Here is a 17,203-nt window from a genome sequence, read left to right as displayed (position 1 = left end):
GGGGCATATATTCCCCATACGAGTGACCGGGCCCCTGTGGAAGCGGCTGGCTGGCACACTGTCCAAGGTTGGCGGGAGGGCGATATGCAGACATCCGGAGCACGCGCAACGGGCAGTCGGGCTTCAACGGTGTTGGGCCGGAAGCTGGGTGGGGAACTCCTGCGCCTGCGCGTGGCGGCGGAGAAGACCCAGGCAGAAGCTGCCGCAGCGCTGAGCGCGACGCAGACGAAGGTCGTCAAGATGGAGCGGGGCTGGGTCCCGATGCGGGACCCCGACATCGCGGCGCTGTGCCGGTTCTACGACGTGCAGGACGCCGATGTCGTACGCCAGTTGCTACAACTGGCGAAGGCGGACCGGGAGCGGCGCAAGGTGAAGGGGTGGTGGAATGACACCCCTTCGCTGGCCCTGCAGGCTGAGTACATCTCCATGGAAGATGTCGCGCTCAGGATCAAGCAGTGGCAGATGGCCTTGATCCCCGGCCTGTTCCAGACACCCGAGTACACCAGGGCCATGTGCATCGCGGATTTGATGTGGGAAGAAATCGACCAGATCGAGGACGTCGTCGCCGGGCGGGCGAAGCGCCAGGCGCGACTGTACGGTGACAATCCGCTGAAGATCCACGCGGTGATCTGGGAGGCGGCTCTCAGGCAACTGATGGGCGGGCCCCAGGTGATGGGGCGGCAGCTTGCCCATCTGAGTCACCTCGCGGAACTGCCCAATGTGCAGATTCAGGTGCTGCCGTTCAGGGCGGGAGCGCACCCTTGCGTCGGAGGCCCGTTCCACGTTCTGTCCTTCGCTGAGGACGAGGCGGTAGATGTTGTGCACATGGATACCCCACGATCCACGATCTGGATCGAGAACGCTGAGGAGAGCGCCCTCTTCACCACCCTTTTCGACCGGGCGTCCCGGGCGGGTCTGTCGCCCTACGACTCAGTCCGGTTCATCGACAGTCTCAGTAAGGAAATGAGCGAGTGAACGTTTTCCGGTTCATGAAGTCCAGCTACAGCGCCGATTCTGCCAACTGTGTGGAGGTGGCCCGTAACGTCCCCGGTGCTGTAGCCGTGCGGGACTCGAAAGACACGGCCGGCCCCATCGTCCAGGTCTCACCCGCTGCCTGGGCCGCTTTCCGGTCCGGGGTGACGGGCGAGCCGTAGAACGGCCCGCCCAGGACCCCGGGGCGTCACGGCGAGCTGTAGCCGCTTTCGCCCGGCTTGCGGCAGCCGACGATGTGGGACATCGGGATGTCCCCGAAGAAGTCCATCTCCTGGGTCGGGCCGATCGGCCCCATGACGACCACGGTCGCCGACTCCAGCGTCGTGCTGTTGGCGTAGAGGGTCGGCTTGGTCAGGAGCTTGCTTCGCGCGGGCGGTCCGTCGAACCGGTTCAGGCCGGAGACCGAGATCTTGTAGATGTGCCGGTCCGCGCTGGCGAATCCGCCGCAGTCCTCGTTGCTCGCCATGGACACCAGGTGCTGGTTGGGGCTCCTGACATGGGCCTGGGCGTAGCCGACCGGGTCGGCGAAGAACGCGCTCAGCTCGCTCTTGGCGGACGACGGGCGCCAGGCCCGCATCCCGCCCGTCTTCCGGAGGGCGTCGGGCGCGCGGGAGTCGGCGCGGTAGAACTCCATCGTGCCCGCCGGGGCGGTGAGCGTGTATCCGTGCGCGGGAGTGGTTGGATTGCCCGCCAGTTCCGCGGGCTTGGGAGGCACCCGAGGCGCGGGCATCCGCTGCACCGACGGGCTGTGGCCGCAGCCGGCACCGTGGGTGTGCCGCTCCTCCATGGCGCGGACCACGGCCGCGTTCCCCGCCGAGCGCTGCAGGGCCTGCAGCCCGGTGGGTACGCCCGGCGCGGTGGTGCGCCGCACCTGTCCACGGCTGCTGGCGTTGTCTTTGCGTTGTTCCTGCGCGCGCAAGGCGTTCCCTTTCATGGCCGACACCACAGCCTTACCGGTGCGGGCCTCCCGATGGAAGGGCCGCGAGGGCACATCCCGGGTCCGGCGGGACCCGGCCCCGGGGGCATCGCCGGGTGGCCGTTGTCCACCAGCACGGGGGCGATGGTGACGGCCACCGCCCAGACGTCCTCGGTCACCGACATGCGGGTCTTCCAGTCGGCGAGTACGGACTCTGCGGTGGGGCGGGCGGCGCGGCCGTCTGTGACGGCCGGGTCGGTGAGGAAGGTGTCGAACCGGTCCGCCATCCGCGCGGCGGACCGTGACGCGGTCTGTTGCTCCGCGAGCATCTCCCGCTGTAGCGCAAGGCATTCGCGCTGGAGAGCGAGGTGTTCCCGTTCCATCGCGAGGCGTTCACGCTGTGCGGCCGCGAACTCTTCGTCCAGCCTTATGTTGCGCTCCTCTAGGCGGACGATCATTTCCACGATCTGTTCCGGCATCGCGTACGCCACTGGGGCCGTGGGCTCGGGTGGCTGAATCTCTGCGATCCGGAGACTGTAGGAGCCGGTGCGCTGGATGGTCTGGATAACCCCCGAGACCCATTCCGTCAACTACTCGACTGGTCTCAAGAATGTCTCGATGCTGTTCTGGGACGTGATCCAGGAGTGCCGTCCGAGAGTTGCTGTACCCGAGCTCCCGGCACACGTCCACCGCCGGGAACCAATGAGTTCCGTCCGGCATGGTCAGCCTTCGCAAGCGGGTTCCCGTCGCCCCGTAGACGAAGTCGTTGATGTCCAATGCGGCGCACTTCGGGCTGTGTGTTCTGTTCGTCCATGTGGACCACCACCACGCGGAACGTAGGGCGGCGCAAATGGAATATGCCGGCCAGGGATGGGATGTTCACGATTGCGAGTGAACATCCGTGGAAACGCTGCGGATCGGCCGTGTGTGGGTCGGTCAAGGTGCGCGTTCTCCGGGAGGACCCGCGGGTGTCCCTGGCGCTGGAGGACGGCCGGGTCCCCGTCGTCGCGGAGGGAGAGGTCCAGCTCCACCATGACGGGTTCCCCGAGGAGGTGACGGCCGCGTTCGCGGCGAAGTACGCCTGGGACGTCACGGTTCCCGACCGTCCGGACGGGGGACGCGTCCTGCTGCAAGTCCCCGTCCGGCGCTGGCTGTTGTGCGGCGCCGCACAGTGACAGCGCCTGTCTGATCCGCCTGTGTGGTTCAGCTGAGTGATTCGCCTGCGTGATTCGCGGCCTTGCTTTTCAGGAGCGCTTGTTGCGCCAGAGGTAGTTGGCGCCGATGAGGGTGAGGACGAAGAGCAGGGCGACGAGGGTCCAGCGGATGATGTCGAATCCGGCGATCTTGCCGTCGGGGACGACGAAGGCGGCGTACCAGACGAGGTGGGCGACGACCGGGATGATCGGGGTCATGATGAGGCCGTTGCGCTTCTGGGCCGACGTCCAGTGGCTGGAGCGGATGACCATGACGACGGCGGCGATCTCGGCGGCGAGGGCGATGATGGCCAGGAAGCTGAAGCCTCCGGCGTAGGGCAGCACGTTGGCGACGATCAGGAGCACGACCGGCAGCCAGGCGGGGGACCGGCGGCGGCCGGGCTTCTGGGCCTTCGAGTCGGAGCCCATGCCCAGTTCCTGCAGGGCGGTGGCGGCGATCGTGCGGGGGTCGCCGATCTCGTTCAGGATTTCGCGGGTGCTGCCGGGACGTTCGGCGAGCGCGACCTGGATGTGCTCGTTCAGATCGGCTATGAGCTCCTGGCGGGCGGCCGGCGGCAAGGTCGAGGTCTCTCGCTCGACTGCGGCGAAGTAGTCCTTGACCAGGGTGTCGTCGGTCTTCATGGGTGTGCCTTTCCCGGGTCTGGCTGGTGGGGGGTGTGGGGCTGGAGAAGGTGGTCGACGGCGTCGCGGAATTCGGGCCAGATGCCGGCGAACTCTTCGAGCGCGGCGTGTCCGGCCTCGGTCAGCGAGTAGTACCGCCGTGGGGGGCCGGAGGCTGACTCCTGCCAGGCGGTGTCCACGAGTTCGTCCCGCCGCAGCCGTGACAGCAGCGAGTAGACGGTGCCCTGACTGGTGGTCAGAGCCTTGGTGTCCTGCAACTTGCACAGCAGCTCGACTCCGTACTTGGGCCCGTCACGCATCAGCGCGAGAACGCAGTACTCCAGAACCCCTTTACGGAGCTGGCTCTCCACCTTCTCCGAGGTTCGCTGTCTTGCCTTGCCGCGTTCCATGCATAACAAGGTACCAGGTGAACCGACCTGCTCCTACCCACGAGTCGGTTGATTGACTGGCGCGCATGACCTCATCAGTGTTCGAGACCGGCACCCCCGACTCGCTCGTCTACCTCGACCGGCTGGCCGCGACCGATCTCGGCCGTGCGTACAAGGGGCGGATGCTCGAAGAGCTCGATGTCCGGCCGGGGCAGGCGGTGTTGGACCTCGGCTGTGGCCCGGGCGCCGATCTCGGGGCACTCGCCGAGGCGGTCACCGGTACCGGCACGGTGATCGGTGTCGACCACGACCGGGCCGCGGTCGAGGCCGCCGAGGAGCGCACCGCCGGGGCGAACACGGTCACCGTTCGGCTCGGTGACGTTCATGACCTGCCGCTGCCGGACCGCGCCGCGGACCGTGCCCGTACCGACCGGGTGCTGCAGCACGTCGCCGATCCCGGTGCGGCGCTCCGCGAGATCCGCCGGGTACTGCGGCCCGGCGGGCGGCTCGTCATGGGCGAGCCCGACTGGGGCACCCTGGCCGTCGACCATCCGGACAGCGGTCTGTCGCGCGCCTACACCCAGTACGTGACCGAAAAGGTCATCCGGAACGCTCGTATCGGTTTGCAGCTACCGCGGTTGGCGGCGGCGGCCGGATTCGCGGTGCCCGCGGTCATCCCGGTGACCCCGGTGTTCAGGGAGGTCCGGGCGGCCGACCGGATCCTCGGACTGGAGCGCACGACGCGGCGCGCCGTCGCCGCCGGGTATCTCACCGAGGACGAGGCGCGCAGCTGGCTCGACCACCTTGCCGGTGGTCCCTTCCTCGCGGCGGTGACGTTCTACATCGTCGTAGCCGAGGTGGAGCCCGCCGTGTAGAGGTCGGCGCGTAGAGCCCGGCGCGTAGAGGCCGGCGGCGACCGGCGGCCGGCGGCTGGAACCGCCTCAGACCTGTCGGGCCGGCTCCTCGGGAACGCCGTCGCCGGCCGTGTGCGGTGTCCGGCCGGCGCTCGCCTGCCGGAGGAGCGCGAGGGCTTCCTCGGAAGAGGAACCGGCGGGGGTGGTGCACACGATGAGCGCCTGGCCCGGTGAGCGGGCGATGGACAGTGTCTGCTGTGTCACCGTCACCGTGCCGACGACGGGGTGGTGCAGCTCGTAGGAGGCGGCGTCGCACGGGACCACGCGGTGGTCTGCCCACAGGGCGACGAACTCCGGGCTCTTCATGGTCAGTTCGCCGATCAGCGCAGCGAGCAGCGGGTCGTCCGGGTGCTTACCGACGGCGATGCGCAGGTTGCCGACCACCGCGCGGGCTTTGAGCGTCCAGTTCGCGTACAGCTCCCGGCAGTGCGGATCCAGGAACAGGATCCGGGTCATGTTCGGGCGTCGCACCGGGTCGTCCGGGCCGAGTGGGTCCAGATGACCGGCCAGCAGGGCGTGCCCGAGGGCGTTCCAGGCCAGTACGTCCGTACGGCGGCCGAGCACGATCGCCGGGACGCCGTCCACGGCTCGTAGCAGGTCGCGTGTTTCACCGGTGAGTTTCTCGGGCCGCGGGCGGCGCGGCCGGGGCGCGTGGCGGGCGGCGTCGGCGAGCCGGTCGAGGTGTTCGCGCTCATGGCCGTCGAGCAGGAGCGCGCGGCCGATCGCGTCGAGCACCTCGGCCGAAGCCCCACGGGACAGGCCCTGCTCCAGCCGTGCGTAGTACGAGACGCTGACGCCCGCCAGCTGGGCCAGTTCCTCGCGCCGGAGCCCGGCGACCCGTCTGCGGGGCCCGAGGTCGCGCAGGCCGACGTCCGCGGGTCGCAGCCGCGCGCGTCGGGCTTGGAGGAAGGTGCCGAGTGGGCCGGGTCCGGTCATCCCCCCAGTATTCGGTGCGCGACCGGCCCCAGCCACACCCTGCGAGGGGTAGGACAAGCGGGGAGTGGTGCGTACCCGTCCGCGTGCCCAGGATCGGTCTCATTCGGCCACGTACCCCGGACCTGAGGCGGACAGATGGATCAGAACGCGGAACAGCTCATCCTCGGTGACGTCACCGTCACCCGCATCAAAGAGTTCTACGGCCCGGTCGGGATGACCCCGGGCCAGTTCTTCCCGGACAGCGAGCACAGCACGTGGGACAAGCACCGCGAATGGCTGGCGCCCGACTTCTGGAACCCGGAGACGGACGAGTGCCAGTCGGCGATCCAGTCCTGGCTGCTGCGCAGCGAGGGACGCACCATCCTCATCGACACCGGCGTGGGCAACCACAAGGACCGGCCCTACGCACCGGTGTGGAGCCGCCTGGACACCGACTACCTCGACCGGCTCGCTGCCGTCGGGGTGCGGCCCGAGGACGTCGACATCGTGGTCAACACCCATCTGCACATCGACCACGTCGGCTGGAACACCCGCCTCGACGGCCGCGATTGGGTGCCGACCTTCCCCAACGCCACGTACCTGATGAACCGGCGGGACTTCGACTTCTGGGACCCGGCCAACGACAACAAGTCCGTACTGGGCCGCGGGAACCAGAACGTCTTCGAGGACAGCGTCACGCCGGTCCACCAGGCGGGACTCACTCACCTGTGGGAGGAGACGTACCGGATCGACAAGAACCTGCGTCTCGACCTCGCTCCCGGGCACACCCCCGGCTCGTCCGTGCTCACGCTGGAATCCGGCGGCGACCGGGCGTTGTTCGTCGGGGACCTGGTGCACACCGCGCTGCAGATCGCCGAGCCCGGGACCAACTCCTGCTTCTGCGAGGACCCGGCGGAATCCCGCGCCACCCGGCACAAGCTGCTGGGCCGCGCCGCCGAGGACAACGCGCTCGTCTTCCCGGCGCACTTCGGCGGCCACGGCGCCGCGGAGGTCGCTCGCAGTGGGTCGACGTTCGCGATCAAGGAGTGGGCGGCCTTCTCCCGCCTCTCCTGACGTCCTCAAGTCCCTTCCGCACATTTCCAGACAGGAAGAATCTCCCGTGCCCCGACAGACAGGTCCCGTACTGGCAGATCCGGTGGTCGAAACCCCCGCGGGCGCCGTGCGCGGCATCCGTGACGGATCCGGCGAGCGCTACCGCGCCGTCCCCTACGCGGCGGCACCGACCGGCGCCGGCCGTTTCGCGCCACCCGCACCGCACCCGGGCTGGTCCGGTGTCCGCGACGGCACACAGCCCGGGCCCACGGCTCCGCAGCCGGCCCGCGACTTCGGCCGGCTCGACATGTCCCCGTACTTCGGTCCGGGCTGGGTGCCCGGCGACGACTACCTGACCGTCGACGTCCACACACCTGCCGCCGATAACGGCAGCCGCCCCGTCATGGTCTTCGTGCACGGCGGCGGGTTCATCACCGGATCGAGCCGGGCGGCGCTCTACGACGGCAGCGCGTTCGCCCGCGACGACGTCGTTCTCGTGACGGTGAACTACCGCCTCGGTATCCCCGGGTTCCTCGATCTGGCGGGTGCTCCGGCCAACCGTGGACTGCTCGACGTGCTCGCCGCCCTCAGCTGGGTACAGGACACCGTCGCGGTATTCGGCGGCGACCCCGGCAACGTCACGGTCTTCGGCCAGTCCGCGGGCGCCACGCTCACCGGCGCGCTGCTCGCGACACCGGAGGCCAACGGGCTGTTCCGCCGAGCGATCATCCAAAGCGGCAGCGGCTCCGGCGCGTTCACCCCGGAGCAGGCACAACGGGTCACCGCGGCGGCGGCCGCCGCGCTGGGCGTCGAACCGACCGCCGAGGCGTTCTCGCTGATCCCGGACGAACAGTTCCTGGCGGTCCTGCCCGCACTGGCCGGCCTCGACCTGTGCACCAGCACCGCCCAGGACCCGCTGGCCGGGCTCAGCCCGTTCAGCCTGGTCCTTCCGGTCCAGCCCGCCGGTGCTCTCGCCGACGGCCCGGCCGCCGACGTCGACCTGCTCATCGGCACCAACACCGAGGAGGGGCACCTCTACCTCGTACCGCAGGGCGCCTTGGAGTCCACCACGGAAGCCGACCTGCTCACCGTCGCTGCCCGGGTCCACGCAGACCCGGAATCAGCCCTCGCCGCGCACCGCGGGGAACGGCCGGGCGCGACACCGGGCGAGCTGCGCTCCGCGGTGCTCGGGCAGGCCCTCTTCACGGCCGGTACGACGCGCATGGCGCAGGCCCACGCGCGGATCTCGGGCGGCCGCACGCACCTCTACTCGTTCGGGTACCGCTCGACGGCTCTGGGCGGACGGCTCGGCGCTGCCCACACCGTCGAACTGCCCTTCGTGTTCGACACGGCCGACTCACCCTGGCTGCACGGGGACACCGGCCTGCTCGGCCCCGACCCCGCCCCGGCGGGACTCGCGGCGCGGATACACGGCGCGTGGGTCGCGTTCGCCCGCACGGGGACCCCGGGCTGGGCTCCGTACGACCCGAGGAAGCCTGTGGCGGAGGTCTTCGGCGGCCGTTCCCCGGAAGGGCGAGGGGACTGAACCGCAACTCTCGGCACCGCTGGACCACTGCACCGCTGGACCACCTCATGGCTGCACACGTGGACCACTGCATGGCTGCACACGAGCTCGTGGCGCGGTCTCGCTGAGGTGTGCTGGGGGCGGAGGGAGCCGGCCGGGTTGGAGGTGTGCACCTCCAGGGCCCGGCCGGCAAGGGCTCCGCCTCAGCTCAGCCGAACATGCCGGGCTGGTAGCTGCCCGCGGGTGTCTGGATCATGACGTTGCCGCGGTTGAAGGCGTTGATGACGGCGATCTGGGACACCAGGGCGGCGAGCTGGTCCTCGTCGTAGTGCTTGGCTGCGTTCGCCCAGGCTTCGTCCGTGACGCCGCCGCCCGCGTCGGCGAGGCGGGTGCCCTGCTCCGTCAGCTCCAGCGCCGCGCGTTCGGCCTCGGTGAAGACCGTGGCCTCCCGCCAGGCGGCGACCAGGTTGAGGCGCACCGAGGTCTCACCGGCCGCGGCGGCGTCCTTGGTGTGCATGTCGAGGCAGCCGCCGCACCCGTTGATCTGACTCGCGCGGATCTTCACCAGCTCCTGCGTCGCGACAGGCAGCAGCGACGAGTCGACGATCGCCTTGTTCGCCGCGATGATGTGCTTCCAGACCTTGCCCGCGACCGGGTTCTCGAACATGTTGATGCGGCCACTCATGAGGGACTCCTCTGTCGTTTTCGATACCTACACGGATACGACGGAGGAGGGCGGCGCGATGTGACATGACCGTGTGACGTGCGCGTGTGACATGACCGGGCGTACGCCGAAAGTCCGGGGCGTCCGGGGCTGTGGACCGAAGCGGGGCGGTGGCCGCGTGGGCTGGGATGGCCGGATGCATACTGTCGAGCGTCCGACCGACCCCGCTGTCCTGGACCGGCTGGCCACCGAACGCAACGTCTGGCTGTGCGGTGTCCGTCCCGACGGGTCGCCCCATGTGACGCCCGTGTGGTTCGTCTTTCTCCGGGGCGACTGGTGGATCGGCGTGGACAGCGGGTCGGTCAAGGTGCGCGTTCTCCGGGAGAACCCGCGGGTGTCCCTGGCGCTGGAGGACGGCCGGGTCCCCGTCGTCGCGGAGGGAGAGGTCCAGCTCCACCATGACGGGTTCCCCGAGGAGGTGACGGCCGCGTTCACGGCGAAGTACGCCTGGGACGTCACGGTTCCCGACCGTCCGGACGGGGGACGCGTCCTGCTGCAAGTCCCCGTCCGGCGCTGGCTGTTGTGCGGCGCCGCACAGTGACAGCGCCTGTCTGATCCGCCTGTGTGGTTCAGCTGAGTGATTCGCCTGCGTGATTCGCGGCCTTGCTTTTCAGGAGCGCTTGTTGCGCCAGAGGTAGTTGGCGCCGATGAGGGTGAGGACGAAGAGCAGGGCGACGAGGGTCCAGCGGATGATGTCGAATCCGGCGATCTTGCCGTCGGGGACGACGAAGGCGGCGTACCAGACGAGGTGGGCGACGACCGGGATGATCGGGGTCATGATGAGGCCGTTGCGCTTCTGGGTCGACGTCCAGTGGCTGGAGCGGATGACCATGACGACGGCGGCGATCTCGGCGGCGAGGGCGATGATGGCCAGGAAGCTGAAGCCTCCGGCGTAGGGCAGCACGTTGGCGACGATCAGGAGCACGACCGGCAGCCAGGCGGGGGACCGGCGGCGGCCGGGCTTCTGGGCCTTCGAGTCGGAGCCCATGCCCAGTTCCTGCAGGGCGGTGGCGGCGATCGTGCGGGGGTCGCCGATCTCGTTCAGGATTTCGCGGGTGCTGCCGGGGCGTTCGGCGAGCGCGACCTGGATGTGCTCGTTCAGATCGGCTATGAGCTCCTGGCGGGCGGCCGGCGGCAAGGTCGAGGTCTCTCGCTCGACTGCGGCGAAGTAGTCCTTGACCAGGGTGTCGTCGGTCTTCATGGGTGTGCCTTTCCCGGGTCTGGCTGGTGGGGGGTGTGGGGCTGGAGAAGGTGGTCGACGGCGTCGCGGAATTCGGGCCAGATGCCGGCGAACTCTTCGAGCGCGGCGTGTCCGGCCTCGGTCAGCGAGTAGTACCGCCGTGGGGGGCCGGAGGCTGACTCCTGCCAGGCGGTGTCCACGAGTTCGTCCCGCCGCAGCCGTGACAGCAGCGGATAGACGGTGCCCTGACTGGTCGTCAGGGCCGTGGTGTCCTGCAACGCGCTGAGCAGTTCGACTCCGTACTTGGGCCCGTCACGCATCAGCGCGAGAACGCAGTACTCCAGAACCCCTTTACGGAGCTGGCTCTCGACCTTCCCCGGGGTCTGGCGACTTGCTTTACCGCGTTCCATGCATAACAAGATACCAGGTGATCCGACCTGCCCGTGCGGCAGCCGTCGAAAGGGATTCCGGGAGCCGGCCCCCGGCTGAATGCCGCCCGCCACCTGCCGGCCCGCCTGTCGCCCATCCGCCTCTCACCCGTCCCCCATCCGCCGCCCCATCCGTCGCCCCGCCCGTCACCCGCCTGCCACGCATCCGCATCCCGCCATGCGGACGCTCTCCCCAACGTATCCCTGTTGTATCTATGCTGTGCTCATGCCAGTCGCCCCGCTGAAACAGCCCCCCGCCGCCGACCGCGTCTACGCGCACGTCAAGCAGGCCGTACTCGACCGTCGCTACGAGGGCGGGACGCTCCTCACCGAGGGCGAGCTCGCCGATGCCGTGGGGGTCTCCCGGACGCCCGTGCGGGAGGCGCTGCTCAAGCTGGAGGTCGAGGGGCTCATCAAGCTGTACCCGAAGAAGGGCGCCCTGGTCCTCGCCGTCTCCGCGCAGGAGATCCACGACGTGGTGGAGACCCGGCTGCTGGTCGAGGAGTTCGCCGCGCGCAAGGCCGTGCCCGCCGCTCCCCAGCTCATCGAGCGGCTGACCGAGCTGCTGGCCGAGCAGACCGCCCAGGTGGCGGCCGGTGATCTGGCCGGAGCCGCCGTCAGCGACCGCTGCTTCCACGCGGAGATCGTCCGCAGCGCCGGGAACGAGATCCTCTCCCGCCTCTACGACCAGCTGCGCGACCGGCAGCTGCGGATGGGGGTCGCCGTGCTCCAGGCGCACCCCGACCGCACCGCCACCACCCTCGCCGAGCACGGCGAGATCCTGGAAGCGCTGCGCGACGGGAACACCGACGGCGCCGTCGCGGTCGTCCGCCGGCACGTCAGCCGGGTCCGTGACCTGGCCCGGGGGGAGGTCCGATGAGCAGCGTCGCGCTCCCCGCCGATCCGCCGGGAGGCAGGCGCGCTGTCACCGTGTGGTCGATCGGCGTCGCCGTCTACTTCGTGGCGATCGTCTTCCGTACCAGCCTGGGCGTGGCCGGTCTGGACGCCGCCGACCGCTTCCACATCGACGCCTCCGCGCTCTCCACCTTCTCCATACTCCAGCTGCTCGTCTACGCCGGGATGCAGATACCCGTCGGCCTGCTCGTGGACCGGCTCGGCACCAAGAAGGTGCTGACCCTCGGCGTGGTGCTGTTCACGCTGGGGCAGCTCGGCTTCGCGTTCTCCCCCACGTACGGCACGGCCCTCGCCTCCCGCGCGCTGCTCGGCTGCGGTGACGCCATGACCTTCATCAGCGTGCTGCGGCTCGGCACCCGCTGGTTCCCCGCCCGGCGCGGGCCGATGATCGCGCAGCTCGCGGGTCTGGTCGGGATGGCCGGCAACCTCGTCTCGACCATTGTCATCTCCCGTACGCTGCACGGCCTCGGCTGGACCGCCACCTTCGCGGGCAGCTCGCTCGCCGGGGTGCTGGTGCTGGTCGTGATGCTGGTCTTCCTGAAGGACCACCCCGAGGGGTTCGAACCGCCGCCCGCCCCGCACCCGGGGGCCGCGTCCGTGCGCCGGCAGATCGCCGCCGCGTGGCGCGAGCCCGGCACCCGGCTCGGGATGTGGGTGCACTTCACCACGCAGTTCCCCGCGATGTTCTTCCTGCTGCTGTGGGGGATGCCGTTCCTCGTCGAGGCGCAGGGCCTGTCCCGCGCCACCGCTGGTGAACTGCTCACCCTGATCGTGCTCTCGAACATGGTCGTCGGCCTGGTCTACGGGCAGATCATCGCCCGGCACCAGGGCGCCCGCGCCCCCATCGCGCTGTCCACGGTGGGTGCGACCGCACTGCTCTGGGCGAGCACCCTCGCCTACCCGGGCGACCACGCGCCGATGTGGCTGCTGCTGACGCTGTGCACGGTGCTCGGCGCCTGCGGACCCGCCTCGATGATCGGCTTCGACTTCGCGCGCCCCGCCAACCCTCCGGAGCGCCAGGGCACCGCGTCCGGCATCGTCAACATGGGCGGGTTCGTCGCGTCGATGACGACGCTGCTCGCGGTCGGAGTCCTGCTGGACGCGACGGACGACAACTACCGGATCGCTTTCTGCTCCGTGTTCGTCCTGGAGGCGCTGGGCGTCACCCAGATCCTCCGGCTGCGCCGGCGCAGCGCGCGCCGCGAGAGCGAGCGGCTGGTGACCAGCCGGGTGGAGGCCGTACACGTCCCGGCTTGAGGCTGTTACGGGCGCCTGTTACGGCGTGCGCCCGTGACGCCGTCGGGGCCTGTGGCTCCGTAAGTCCGTGACTCCGTAAGCCTCTACGGGGTCATGGCATGACGGGGCATGGCTTCACGGGTCATGGCGTGTGACGGGTCATGGCGTGACGGGTCACGGCGTCACGGCGAACGACTGGAGGATGGCCGCGGCCAGTTCCTGGTCGCCCTCGGCCTTGATCTGGTCCGAGACCGACGCGAGCCGCACCCGTCCGCAGGCCAGCCGGAAGTACGTCTCCCAGTCCATCGCGATCGTCACGGCGGGCCCCAGCGAGGGCGTGCCGTCGACCCGGCCCCGGCCCTCCGCGTCCACCCGTACCGTCCGCATGAACTCGACGGCGCCGGTGATGTCGAAGACGACCGCGCTGTTCGGCGGCGCGCCCGCGTCCTTGGCGACGACCTTCGGCAGCGCCTCCACCAGGACGTCGCGGGCCACATAGGCACCCTGCGAGTCCAGATTGCCCGGCTTGCCCAGTGTGGTGCGCAGATCCTGCTCATGCACCCAGACGTCGAACGCGCGCATCCGCAGCGCCAGTTCCAGCGTCTGCTCCGCGCTGAGCGGCGCGCGGACCATGTGGTCCGGCTGCCGGGTCTCGTTCCGCAGCTGCCGTGAGCGCCGGATGATCGTGTACTCCAGGTCCGCGGTCATCTCCGGCGAGGTGTGGTGGCGCCGGACGTCGACCTGCATCTCCATGTACCGCTGGTGGTCCGTCTTCACATGGAAGAGGTCGCGCGGCAGCGTGTGGATCGGCCGGGGGTCCCCGAGCTGTTCGTTCTCCATGCCGATGATGTGGGAGATGATGTCGCGCACCGACCAGTTGGGGCAGGGCGTCCCGCGGTTCCACTCGCCCTCGACGAGCGGCTTGACCAGCTCGGATATGGCTTCTGCTGAGTGGGTCCAGGCGTCGGCGTAGGTCTGAAGGCTTGGATGGACTGTCACGGGACCCCTCGGAGCGGTGTTCTGCGGTACGGCGGGCGTAGACCTGCTGGTGTTCGAGGCGCTGCTGGGGGTCTGGGGGCATCCCCCCGGAAGGCACAGTACGCTGCCCAGTGGCACCCCGGCAGTGCTTTCGTGTGACGATCGTAGGCCCGCGTTGACGGCCCGAATGCCAGGACGGTGGTACTGTGCGCGCCTCTCTCCTCCAGATCGCAGTGAATCCTGCGGAATCGCCCGTTTCACGCCGTTTGCGCGTGGCGGATCTCGTACGTGAACAGTCCGGTGCGGACCTCGTCGTCCTGCCCGAACTCTGGCCCGTGGGGGCCTTCGCGTACCAGTCCTTCGCGGCCGAGGCCGAACCGCTGGAAGGACCCACGCACGACGCGATGGCGAAGGCGGCCCGCGACGCCGGGGTCTGGCTGCACGCCGGCTCGATCGTGGAGCGGGACCCCGAAGGCGCCCTCTACAACACCTCCCTGGTCTTCACGCCCGAGGGCGAACGGGCCGCCGCCTACCGGAAGATCCACCGCTTCGGCTTCGACAAGGGCGAGGCGGTCCTGATGGGAGCGGGCGACGAACTGGTCACGGTGGACCTGCCGGAGACCACGCTCGGCCTGGCCACCTGTTACGACCTCCGTTTCCCCGAGCTGTTCCGCGGCCTGACCGACGCGGGTGCCCGTCTCCTGGTCGTCCCCGCGGGCTGGCCGGAGCGCCGCCGCTCGCACTGGACGCTGCTGGCGCAGGCGCGCGCGGTGGAGAACCAGGCGTACGTCCTGGCCTGCGGATCCGCCGGTACGCACGCGGGCGTGGAGCAGGCGGGCCACAGCATCGTGGTCGACCCCTGGGGCGAGGTGCTCGCCGAGGCGGGCCCGGACGAGGAGGTCCTGACGGTGGAACTCGACCCGGAGCTCGTCGCCAGGACCCGCGAGCAGTTCCCCGCCCTGAAGGACCGGCGGCTGGGACTGGCCCCGCCGCGCTGACAGTCCTGCCCCCGACACGGGCCACCGGCCACGACGTACGGAGTACTGCCATGACCGAACCCAGCTGCCTGAGTACCATCCGTGCGTCCTACGACACCGTCGCGGTCGCCTACGAGGAACTCGTCCGGGGTCACCTCGCGGTCAGCCCCTACGACCGGGCGATGCTCGCCGCCTTCGCCGACCAGGTGCGCATGGACGGCGGCGGCCCGGTGGCCGACATCGGCTGCGGTCCCGGCCGGGTGACGGCCCATCTGGACACGCTGGGGGTGGAGGCGTTCGGCGTCGATCTCTCGCAGGGGATGGTCGATGTGGCCCGCCGGACGTATCCGGGCCTGCGGTTCGACGTGGGGTCGATGACCGCACTCGACCTGGCGGACGGCTCGCTCGGTGGCCTGGTCGCCTGGTACTCGATCATCCATCTGCCCCCGGAGCTGCTGCCGTCGGTGTTCGCGGGGTTCCACCGGGTGCTCGCGCCGGGCGGCCGGCTGCTGCTCGCTTTCAAGGCCGGTGACGAACTCCGCCACCTCGACCATGCCTACGGCCACGACCTCTCGCTCGACGTCCACTGGCTGCCGCCGCACCGGGTCGCGGGGTGGCTGGCCGACGCCGGGTTCGACGTACGGGCCCAGCTGCTGCGCGAGCCGGACCCGCAGGAGAAGTCACCGCAGGCGTACCTCCAGGCGACCAGAGGGCGCTGAGCGGGGCCGCGGGTCTCAGGGCCCCGGGGTCTCGGGTCCCAGGGCTCGGGGCCCTGGGCTGCGAGGCTGCGGGGCCGTCATGGACTTGACGTGTCCCGCGACGCCGTGCAAAGTTTCACTAGTCAATTAGTGAAAGAGGGAGGATGCGCCGGTGGCTGATCACCATGTCGAGTACCGCATCGACCGGCACAGCGGCATCCCCACCTACCTCCAGATCGTTCAGCAGACCCAGCAGGCGCTGCGGATGGGCCTTCTCGAACCGGGGGACAAGCTCCCCACGGCACGAGAGGTCGTCGAGGCCACGGCCATCAACCCCAACACCGTGCTCAAGGCCTACCGCGAGCTGGAACGCTCGGGCCTGGTCGAGGCGCGGCGGGGCGTGGGCACGTTCGTCCTCAGGACGCTCGACGGCACCGGCGCCGACTCCCCGCTGCGGGCGGAGCTGGACGGCTGGGCCCTGCGGGCGCGCGCCGCCGGTATCGGCCGGGAGAGCGCCGCCGTGCTGCTGACCTCCGTACTGGACGAGCACTTCCCGAAGGACGAGCACTTCCCGAAGGGGGACCAGTGAGCACCACCAGCAGCGGCCCGGCTGCGACAGAGGCGACCGGGCTCACTCAGCGGTACGGGCGCGGCCGCCGCGCGGCCCTCGCTCTGGAGGACTGCTCCTTCCGTATCCCGGCGGGCAGCGTCTGCGCGCTGGCCGGACCCAACGGTGCGGGCAAGTCCACGCTCCTGCGGATCACCGCCGGACTGATCCGGCCGGCCGCCGGCACCGTGCGGGTACTGGGCGCCGCGCCCGGCACCCACCGGGACCGGGTCGGCTACCTGGACCAGGACCAGCCGCTCTACGGACACCTCTCCATCGCCGACACCCTCGCCATCGGCGCCCGTCTCAACGCGGGCCGCTGGGACGCCGCTTACGCCGCCGGGATCGTGGAACAGGGCGGCCTCGACCCCCAGCGCAGGATCCGCGGGCTCTCCGGCGGCCAGCGCACCCGGGTGGCACTCGCCCTCACGCTGGGCAAGCGGCCCGAGCTGCTGCTGCTCGACGAGCCGATGGCGGACCTCGACCCGCTGGCCCGCCGGCAGCTGATGGGCCTGCTGCTGGCCGACGCCGCCGAGAACGGCACCAGCATCCTGCTCTCCTCGCACATCGTCTCCGAACTCACCTACTCCTGCGACCACTTGCTGCTCCTCGACGACGGCCGCATCCGGCTGGGCGGCTCCGTCGAAGAGCTGCTCGCCGCGCATACCGTGGTCACCGGCCGTGGCACCGACCTGGCCCCGCACACGGTCATCGAGTCCCACCCCAACGGCCGCGGCCTCACCGCCCTGATCCGCCCCCGGGGCGCACTCGCCGACACCTGGCAGACACAGGAACCCACCCTGGAAGAGCTGGTGCTGGCCCACCTCCGTACGCCGTCGGCCCCGGCCTTCCTCACCCCGGACATGCGCCCGACGGACATGCGCCCCACGGACATGGGCGGGGACACCACTGCGGCGGCCTGACCGCCCCGCCGGAGGCCG

Annotated in this window: 23 protein-coding genes; 13 read left to right on the top strand and 10 right to left on the bottom strand. The window is 70.0% G+C overall.

The annotated features are described in order from the left end of the window. Window positions 1–84 precede the first annotated feature (84 nt). Window positions 85–975, top strand: coding sequence for a helix-turn-helix domain-containing protein (locus OG210_RS13900; RefSeq protein ID WP_371536719.1), 891 nt, complete (start codon window positions 85–87; stop codon window positions 973–975). Then, entirely contained in the window at window positions 972–1,154 is a 183-nt protein-coding gene (locus OG210_RS13895) for a DUF397 domain-containing protein (RefSeq protein ID WP_371536716.1), read from the top strand. The genes OG210_RS13900 and OG210_RS13895 overlap by 4 nt, the downstream gene beginning before the upstream one ends. A 26-nt stretch (window positions 1,155–1,180) precedes the next feature. Here OG210_RS13895 and OG210_RS13890 read toward each other — a convergent pair whose 3' ends face one another. The 3 genes from OG210_RS13890 to OG210_RS13880 are packed head-to-tail and all read right to left on the bottom strand — an operon-like array spanning window position 1,181 to window position 2,629. Continuing rightward, window positions 1,181–1,927 carry a hypothetical protein gene (locus tag OG210_RS13890; protein WP_371536713.1) on the bottom strand — a complete coding sequence of 249 codons (747 nt, stop codon included), beginning with the start codon at window positions 1,925–1,927 and terminating at the stop codon, window positions 1,181–1,183. Continuing rightward, complete coding sequence (locus OG210_RS13885; RefSeq protein ID WP_328329109.1) at window positions 1,924–2,388, bottom strand: hypothetical protein; 465 nt, start codon at window positions 2,386–2,388, stop codon at window positions 1,924–1,926. Before OG210_RS13885 ends, OG210_RS13890 begins: the two co-directional genes overlap by 4 nt. Further along, complete coding sequence (locus OG210_RS13880) at window positions 2,303–2,629, bottom strand: Bro-N domain-containing protein (RefSeq protein ID WP_371540281.1); 327 nt, start codon at window positions 2,627–2,629, stop codon at window positions 2,303–2,305. The genes OG210_RS13885 and OG210_RS13880 overlap by 86 nt, the downstream gene beginning before the upstream one ends. A 248-nt stretch (window positions 2,630–2,877) precedes the next feature. On the opposite strand from OG210_RS13880, the gene OG210_RS13875 reads away from it, so the two are divergent. Further along, entirely contained in the window at window positions 2,878–3,084 is a 207-nt protein-coding gene (locus tag OG210_RS13875; protein WP_371536710.1) for a hypothetical protein, read from the top strand. Window positions 3,085–3,153: 69 nt separating this feature from the next. Here OG210_RS13875 and OG210_RS13870 read toward each other — a convergent pair whose 3' ends face one another. Then, window positions 3,154–3,744 carry a hypothetical protein gene (locus OG210_RS13870; protein WP_328329115.1) on the bottom strand — a complete coding sequence of 197 codons (591 nt, stop codon included), beginning with the start codon at window positions 3,742–3,744 and terminating at the stop codon, window positions 3,154–3,156. Continuing rightward, window positions 3,741–4,133 carry a PadR family transcriptional regulator gene (locus tag OG210_RS13865; RefSeq protein ID WP_371536707.1) on the bottom strand — a complete coding sequence of 131 codons (393 nt, stop codon included), beginning with the start codon at window positions 4,131–4,133 and terminating at the stop codon, window positions 3,741–3,743. The genes OG210_RS13870 and OG210_RS13865 overlap by 4 nt, the downstream gene beginning before the upstream one ends. Before the next feature lie 65 nt (window positions 4,134–4,198). Here OG210_RS13865 and OG210_RS13860 point away from each other — a divergent pair, with 65 nt between their 5' ends. Then, on the top strand, window positions 4,199–4,987 hold the full coding sequence (locus OG210_RS13860; protein ID WP_371536704.1) for a methyltransferase domain-containing protein: 789 nt from the start codon (window positions 4,199–4,201) through the stop codon (window positions 4,985–4,987). Between the two features lie 66 nt (window positions 4,988–5,053). Here OG210_RS13860 and OG210_RS13855 read toward each other — a convergent pair whose 3' ends face one another. Further along, window positions 5,054–5,962: a helix-turn-helix domain-containing protein gene (locus tag OG210_RS13855; protein ID WP_371536701.1), complete on the bottom strand. Its 909-nt coding sequence runs from the start codon at window positions 5,960–5,962 to the stop codon at window positions 5,054–5,056. 135 nt (window positions 5,963–6,097) lie between these two features. Here OG210_RS13855 and OG210_RS13850 point away from each other — a divergent pair, with 135 nt between their 5' ends. Further along, window positions 6,098–7,015 carry an MBL fold metallo-hydrolase gene (locus OG210_RS13850; protein WP_328329123.1) on the top strand — a complete coding sequence of 306 codons (918 nt, stop codon included), beginning with the start codon at window positions 6,098–6,100 and terminating at the stop codon, window positions 7,013–7,015. A gap of 46 nt (window positions 7,016–7,061) precedes the next feature. Then, window positions 7,062–8,540: a carboxylesterase/lipase family protein gene (locus tag OG210_RS13845; RefSeq protein ID WP_371536698.1), complete on the top strand. Its 1,479-nt coding sequence runs from the start codon at window positions 7,062–7,064 to the stop codon at window positions 8,538–8,540. A gap of 187 nt (window positions 8,541–8,727) precedes the next feature. Here the strand turns inward: OG210_RS13845 and OG210_RS13840 are convergent, their stop codons facing one another. Then, entirely contained in the window at window positions 8,728–9,204 is a 477-nt protein-coding gene (locus tag OG210_RS13840) for a carboxymuconolactone decarboxylase family protein (RefSeq protein WP_328329127.1), read from the bottom strand. 175 nt (window positions 9,205–9,379) lie between these two features. On the opposite strand from OG210_RS13840, the gene OG210_RS13835 reads away from it, so the two are divergent. Continuing rightward, on the top strand, window positions 9,380–9,784 hold the full coding sequence (locus OG210_RS13835) for a pyridoxamine 5'-phosphate oxidase family protein (protein WP_371536695.1): 405 nt from the start codon (window positions 9,380–9,382) through the stop codon (window positions 9,782–9,784). Window positions 9,785–9,853: 69 nt separating this feature from the next. On the opposite strand, the gene OG210_RS13830 is transcribed toward OG210_RS13835, so the two are convergent. Together OG210_RS13830 and OG210_RS13825 are read right to left on the bottom strand one after the other, a co-directional pair. Continuing rightward, entirely contained in the window at window positions 9,854–10,444 is a 591-nt protein-coding gene (locus tag OG210_RS13830; RefSeq protein ID WP_371536692.1) for a hypothetical protein, read from the bottom strand. Beyond that, the gene (locus tag OG210_RS13825) at window positions 10,441–10,833 is read right to left on the bottom strand and encodes a PadR family transcriptional regulator (protein WP_328329131.1); all 393 of its coding nucleotides are present in this window, start codon (window positions 10,831–10,833) and stop codon (window positions 10,441–10,443) included. Before OG210_RS13825 ends, OG210_RS13830 begins: the two co-directional genes overlap by 4 nt. Before the next feature lie 244 nt (window positions 10,834–11,077). Here OG210_RS13825 and OG210_RS13820 point away from each other — a divergent pair, with 244 nt between their 5' ends. Together OG210_RS13820 and OG210_RS13815 are read left to right on the top strand one after the other, a co-directional pair. Further along, a complete protein-coding gene (locus tag OG210_RS13820; RefSeq protein WP_328329133.1) occupies window positions 11,078–11,731 on the top strand; it encodes a GntR family transcriptional regulator in 654 nt (217 codons plus the stop codon). Next, a complete protein-coding gene (locus tag OG210_RS13815; RefSeq protein ID WP_328329135.1) occupies window positions 11,728–13,023 on the top strand; it encodes an MFS transporter in 1,296 nt (431 codons plus the stop codon). The genes OG210_RS13820 and OG210_RS13815 overlap by 4 nt, the downstream gene beginning before the upstream one ends. Window positions 13,024–13,176: 153 nt before the next feature. Here the strand turns inward: OG210_RS13815 and OG210_RS13810 are convergent, their stop codons facing one another. After that, window positions 13,177–14,001 carry a maleylpyruvate isomerase family mycothiol-dependent enzyme gene (locus OG210_RS13810; protein ID WP_328329137.1) on the bottom strand — a complete coding sequence of 275 codons (825 nt, stop codon included), beginning with the start codon at window positions 13,999–14,001 and terminating at the stop codon, window positions 13,177–13,179. Between the two features lie 185 nt (window positions 14,002–14,186). Between OG210_RS13810 and OG210_RS13805 the strand changes: the two genes are divergently transcribed. The 4 genes from OG210_RS13805 (at window position 14,187) to OG210_RS13790 (ending at window position 17,185) form a co-directional block, all read left to right on the top strand. Next, entirely contained in the window at window positions 14,187–14,978 is a 792-nt protein-coding gene (locus OG210_RS13805; RefSeq protein ID WP_328329139.1) for a carbon-nitrogen family hydrolase, read from the top strand. A gap of 50 nt (window positions 14,979–15,028) precedes the next feature. Beyond that, a complete protein-coding gene (locus tag OG210_RS13800) occupies window positions 15,029–15,676 on the top strand; it encodes a class I SAM-dependent methyltransferase (RefSeq protein ID WP_328329141.1) in 648 nt (215 codons plus the stop codon). 151 nt (window positions 15,677–15,827) lie between these two features. Next, the gene (locus tag OG210_RS13795; protein WP_328329143.1) at window positions 15,828–16,244 is read left to right on the top strand and encodes a GntR family transcriptional regulator; all 417 of its coding nucleotides are present in this window, start codon (window positions 15,828–15,830) and stop codon (window positions 16,242–16,244) included. After that, on the top strand, window positions 16,241–17,185 hold the full coding sequence (locus OG210_RS13790; protein ID WP_371536687.1) for an ABC transporter ATP-binding protein: 945 nt from the start codon (window positions 16,241–16,243) through the stop codon (window positions 17,183–17,185). The genes OG210_RS13795 and OG210_RS13790 overlap by 4 nt, the downstream gene beginning before the upstream one ends. Window positions 17,186–17,203 lie beyond the last annotated feature (18 nt).

This window comes from Streptomyces sp. NBC_00466 (genome assembly GCF_041433995.1).
Taxonomy (GTDB): Bacteria; Actinomycetota; Actinomycetes; order Streptomycetales; family Streptomycetaceae; genus Streptomyces.
Note: the sequence above shows the minus strand (reverse complement) of the source record. Positions and strands in the feature narration are given on the sequence as shown.

Bases quoted from the DNA above. Each gene is read 5' to 3' on its own strand.
- OG210_RS13830 (WP_371536692.1), bottom strand. From the start codon at position 10,444: ATGAAGACCGACGACACCCTGGTCAAGGACTACTTCGCCGCAGTCGAG.
- OG210_RS13865 (WP_371536707.1), bottom strand. From the start codon at position 4,133: ATGGAACGCGGCAAGGCAAGACAGCGAACCTCGGAGAAGGTGGAGAGC.
- OG210_RS13890 (WP_371536713.1), bottom strand. From the start codon at position 1,927: ATGAAAGGGAACGCCTTGCGCGCGCAGGAACAACGCAAAGACAACGCC.
- OG210_RS13815 (WP_328329135.1), top strand. From the start codon at position 11,728: ATGAGCAGCGTCGCGCTCCCCGCCGATCCGCCGGGAGGCAGGCGCGCT.
- OG210_RS13900 (WP_371536719.1), top strand. From the start codon at position 85: ATGCAGACATCCGGAGCACGCGCAACGGGCAGTCGGGCTTCAACGGTG.
- OG210_RS13840 (WP_328329127.1), bottom strand. From the start codon at position 9,204: ATGAGTGGCCGCATCAACATGTTCGAGAACCCGGTCGCGGGCAAGGTC.
- OG210_RS13820 (WP_328329133.1), top strand. From the start codon at position 11,078: ATGCCAGTCGCCCCGCTGAAACAGCCCCCCGCCGCCGACCGCGTCTAC.
- OG210_RS13855 (WP_371536701.1), bottom strand. From the start codon at position 5,962: ATGACCGGACCCGGCCCACTCGGCACCTTCCTCCAAGCCCGACGCGCG.
- OG210_RS13825 (WP_328329131.1), bottom strand. From the start codon at position 10,833: ATGGAACGCGGTAAAGCAAGTCGCCAGACCCCGGGGAAGGTCGAGAGC.
- OG210_RS13835 (WP_371536695.1), top strand. From the start codon at position 9,380: ATGCATACTGTCGAGCGTCCGACCGACCCCGCTGTCCTGGACCGGCTG.
- OG210_RS13860 (WP_371536704.1), top strand. From the start codon at position 4,199: ATGACCTCATCAGTGTTCGAGACCGGCACCCCCGACTCGCTCGTCTAC.
- OG210_RS13800 (WP_328329141.1), top strand. From the start codon at position 15,029: ATGACCGAACCCAGCTGCCTGAGTACCATCCGTGCGTCCTACGACACC.
- OG210_RS13850 (WP_328329123.1), top strand. From the start codon at position 6,098: ATGGATCAGAACGCGGAACAGCTCATCCTCGGTGACGTCACCGTCACC.
- OG210_RS13885 (WP_328329109.1), bottom strand. From the start codon at position 2,388: ATGCCGGAACAGATCGTGGAAATGATCGTCCGCCTAGAGGAGCGCAAC.
- OG210_RS13870 (WP_328329115.1), bottom strand. From the start codon at position 3,744: ATGAAGACCGACGACACCCTGGTCAAGGACTACTTCGCCGCAGTCGAG.
- OG210_RS13880 (WP_371540281.1), bottom strand. From the start codon at position 2,629: ATGCCGGACGGAACTCATTGGTTCCCGGCGGTGGACGTGTGCCGGGAG.